Origin of the sequence: Micromonospora sp. MH33 (genome assembly GCF_003013775.1) — a bacterium.
Taxonomy (GTDB): Bacteria; Actinomycetota; Actinomycetes; order Mycobacteriales; family Micromonosporaceae; genus Micromonospora; species Micromonospora fulviviridis.
In genome coordinates this window covers 1-3420 of the sequence record NZ_MUYZ01000468.1, presented here as the reverse complement: position 1 = coordinate 3420, position 3420 = coordinate 1, and the positions used below count along the sequence as shown (strand labels likewise).

Annotated in this window: 2 protein-coding genes and 1 pseudogene; 1 reads left to right on the top strand and 2 read right to left on the bottom strand. The window is 77.2% G+C overall.

Annotated features, from left to right (window positions below):
- Positions 1–313 (top strand): annotated as a pseudogene (locus B0E53_RS34495) (cupin); the annotation flags it as partial.
- A gap of 116 nt (positions 314–429) precedes the next feature.
- Here B0E53_RS34495 and B0E53_RS34490 read toward each other — a convergent pair.
- The gene (locus B0E53_RS34490) at positions 430–1101 is read right to left on the bottom strand and encodes a hypothetical protein (RefSeq protein ID WP_107079723.1); all 672 of its coding nucleotides are present in this window, start codon (positions 1099–1101) and stop codon (positions 430–432) included.
- Positions 1098–3420 (bottom strand): FtsK/SpoIIIE domain-containing protein (locus tag B0E53_RS34485; protein ID WP_246835747.1); only part of this gene is annotated, 2323 nt, incomplete at its 5' end. The genes B0E53_RS34485 and B0E53_RS34490, both read right to left, overlap by 4 nt.

Genomic DNA, 3420 nt, shown 5'->3' with positions numbered 1-3420 from the left:
CTGGCCGGCCGCCCGCCCGGCGCCGATCCGGCCCCTCGCCCAGGCCGCCGCCCTGGCCACCCTCGACGCGGACAGCCGGGTCGCACCCCGGGCCGGGCTGCGCTGGCAGCTCGCCCCGGCCGGCGACGGGAAGGTGGCGCTGCGCCTGTTCGACCGCACCGTCACCCTGCCCGGCACCTGCGAGCCGGCACTGCGCGCGCTGCTCGCCGGCGAGGTCACCCGGGTCGGCGACCTACCGGGCCTGGACGACGACGCCGACCGCCTGGTCCTGGCCCGCCGTCTCCTCAAGGAAGCCGTCCTCACCCCCGCCTGACCCGCCCACCCTCGCGCCCAAGCGGGTCGATCATGAAGGTTGCCCGCCACGACGGCGTGTCGCCGCAACAACTTCATGATCACCGGGCCGGGCGGCCGGGGCGGGGTGGTGGACGGTCAGCGGGTGAAGGTCACGGTCAGGAGGAGGGCGGTCGTTGCCAGGCCGGCGGCGGCCACCAGGAGGATCGGGCGGGGGGTCAGCAGGGCGTGGCGGCGGTCGGCGAGCAGGCGGGCCGGCGCCAACCCGACCAGCGGGCCGAGCAGCGTCACCACCAGCGCCAGCACCGGCATGCCGACGGCCAGGTCCCCGCCCGAGCCGGTGCCCAGCGCCCGTGCCCCCTCGCCCAGCGCGTAGGCCACCAGCGCGCCCCCGATCCCGCAGCCGACCAGCAGCGGGTTCGCCGAGCTGGGCAGTTCGCCCGGCTGGCGGGTCCGCTCCAGCAGCTCCCGTACCGCGCGCAGCAGCGGCACCGGGTCGCCGGTGGCGTCGCGGGCCGGCCCGGGCGGGTCGCCCAACCGCCGGCCGCCGGCGCCGATCCGCGCCCGGAGCTGCCCCCACAGGTGGGCGGCCTCAGCGTCCACCCGCTCCACCATCCGCTGCGCCTCGGTCACCTCCGCCTCGGCCTGCCGTACCTGCTCGGTGGCGTCGGCCACCGCCCGGTCGGCGGCGGCGACCTGCTGGGCGTACCAGCTGTGCGCCTCGTCGCGCTGGGCGGCCACCCGGGCGGTCAGCTCGGCGAGGCGGCGGATCTGGGCGGCGTACGTCTCACTGGAGACCGGTGCGTTCATCGGGACGGACCATAAGGGATGATCACCTGTCCCGTGCGGTGCACCGCCCGGTCGAAGTAGAGGCCCCGCCACGGGCGGGGGTACCAGTCCGGCCCGCCGGTGCCCGGATAGAGCGAGGAGCCCAGCTCGGCGCCTTGCACGTCGAGCGCCACCCAGGCGCCGATCTGGTCGGTGCGCGCCGCCGGCCCACCCAGGTCGACCCGCATCCGGGCCACCCCGCGCCACCAGGCCAGCACGTGGGTACGCCGCTCCGGCCCGTCGTGCAGGATCCGGCGCAGCTGCTCCAGCCCGGTCCGCCGGCCGGCCTTCCCGGCGAGCTGCCCGGCCGCCGCGTCGACCGCGTAGAGCAGCAGGAAGTGCGGCGTCTGCGGGGTGCCCGGGGCGCCGAGCGCGTCGCCCACCTCGGCCATCAGCTCGGGCACCGTCTCCTCGTCGTACCAGGCGGCGTCGTCGGCCAGATCCTCGTAGAGGGCGCGGGCGACCGGGTCGGCGTCCGGGTCGAGGCAGGCGATGGAGAACCGGGCGGTGCCGGGCCGGTACTGCCGGGCCAGGGAGCGGGCGGCGGCGTCGAGCACCGCGCACGCCTCGTCGACCCGGGTGCCGAGCACGGCCAGGTTCCGCCCGGGGGCGCGGGGCAGCCGCAGCGCCGCCGAGCGGGCCTGCACGTCGATGATCTCGCCGAGCAGCGCCACGGGGCTGCGCGGCATCCCCTGCTCGGGGGCGGCCAGCGCGCGGAAGTCGGGCGCCTCGGCCAGCCTCGGGATCGCGTCGCCGTCGAAGAGCCGGGCCGGGGCGGCGTCCTGCGGGCGCATCCGCCACAGCCGGTGCTGGAGTTCGCTCCACGTCTCCCAGTCGCTGGCCGACGGGATGCGGGCCACCTCGTTCCCCTCGGCCAGGCCGGACTCGGCGTTGACCACGGCGTGGTGCCGGGGAAGCGACTGCGCCGCGTCGTTGCGCTCGGCCAGGATCCGCAGCGCCTTGGGCAGCGCGATGCGCAGGGTGAACTGGGCGACCAGGGCGGGCCGCCCCCACAGCGCCTCGATGCCGCGCACGTCCTGCGAGGCGAGCACCAGGTGGATGCCCTGCGACCGGCCCCGCCGGGCCAGGTCCTCCAGCAGGTCGGCGGCCTCCCGGGCGACCACGTCCCGGCCGGCGAGCAGCGCCTGGAACTCGTCGACCACCGCCACGATCCGCGGCCAGTGCCCGGTCGGGTCCACCGCGCGCAGCTCGGCCAGCTTGGTGACCTCGTGCTTCTTCGCGGCGTCGGCCCGGCGGCGCAGCTCCTCGGCGAGGAACCGCAGCAGCGCCAGCCCGAACTCCCGGTCGGTGTTCACGTTGATCCCGACCAGCCGCATGTGCGGCAGCCAGCTCGGGTCCCGCCGGCCCTGGGCGAACCGGGCGAAGGACACCCCCTCCTTGAAGTCGAGGAGATAGAACTCCAGCTCGGCGGGGGAGTAGCGCGCGGCGAGCGCGCCGATCCAGGCGAAGATCAGGTTGGTCTTGCCGGTGCCGGACGGGCCGCCGATCAGCGCGTGCGGCGGGTAGTCGCCGAGGGTGAGCAGCACCGGCCGCCCGTGCGGGCCCTCGCCGATCGGCGCGCTGAGCCCGTGCGCCGAGTCCTCCCGCCAGTACTCGCCGGGCGGGGGGAGCAGGTCGGTGAAGGGCGCCGGCGGCGGGCCGGCGTTGACCCGGGAGGCCACCTCCCGGCAGGTCTCGGTGACCAGCCCGGCCGGCGGCGGGGCGTCGAGCACCACCGGCAGGCCGCCGATCCGGGCGTCGTCCGGGTCCACCACCACGCGGGTGACGGTCGGGCCGTCCGGCAGGTCGATGCCGCGAACCACGAGGTGCACCCCGCAGGCTGCCCCGGTACGCACCACCCGGTCCAGCTGTCCGCGCTCGTGCCGGGACAGCTCGTCGCCGCCGAGCAGCACCGCCACCCGCCACGGCTCCGGGCGCCGGCCGGTCGCGGTGGCCAGCTCGCGCAGCGACGCGTACTCGCCGGCCAGCACGGTCTCGTTGATCCGGCGGATCTGCTCCACCAGGTCGTCCAGCAGCCGGCCCAGGCCACCCGGGCCGACGAAGGTGAGCAGCCCGGCGGTGCCGAGCGGGGCGAACCCGGCCAGCCCGCCGCCCAGGTGCTCCGGGTCGTACCCGAAGAGCCGGACGGCGCCGGGGTCGGCCCGGCCGACCGAGCGCAGCAGCAGCGCGGGCACCACCGCGGCGACGCCCTCCCGGTCGCTCCCGGCGAGGTGCACGTGCCCGGCGTCGAGCAGCGGGACCAGCGCCGGCACCGGCTCGGCGCCGGGGATGCGTACCGTG

What these genes read in the sequence shown, in the direction of transcription:
- B0E53_RS34490 (WP_107079723.1), bottom strand. Translation starts at nt 1,101, where the DNA reads ATGAACGCACCGGTCTCCAGTGAGACGTACGCCGCCCAGATCCGCCGC.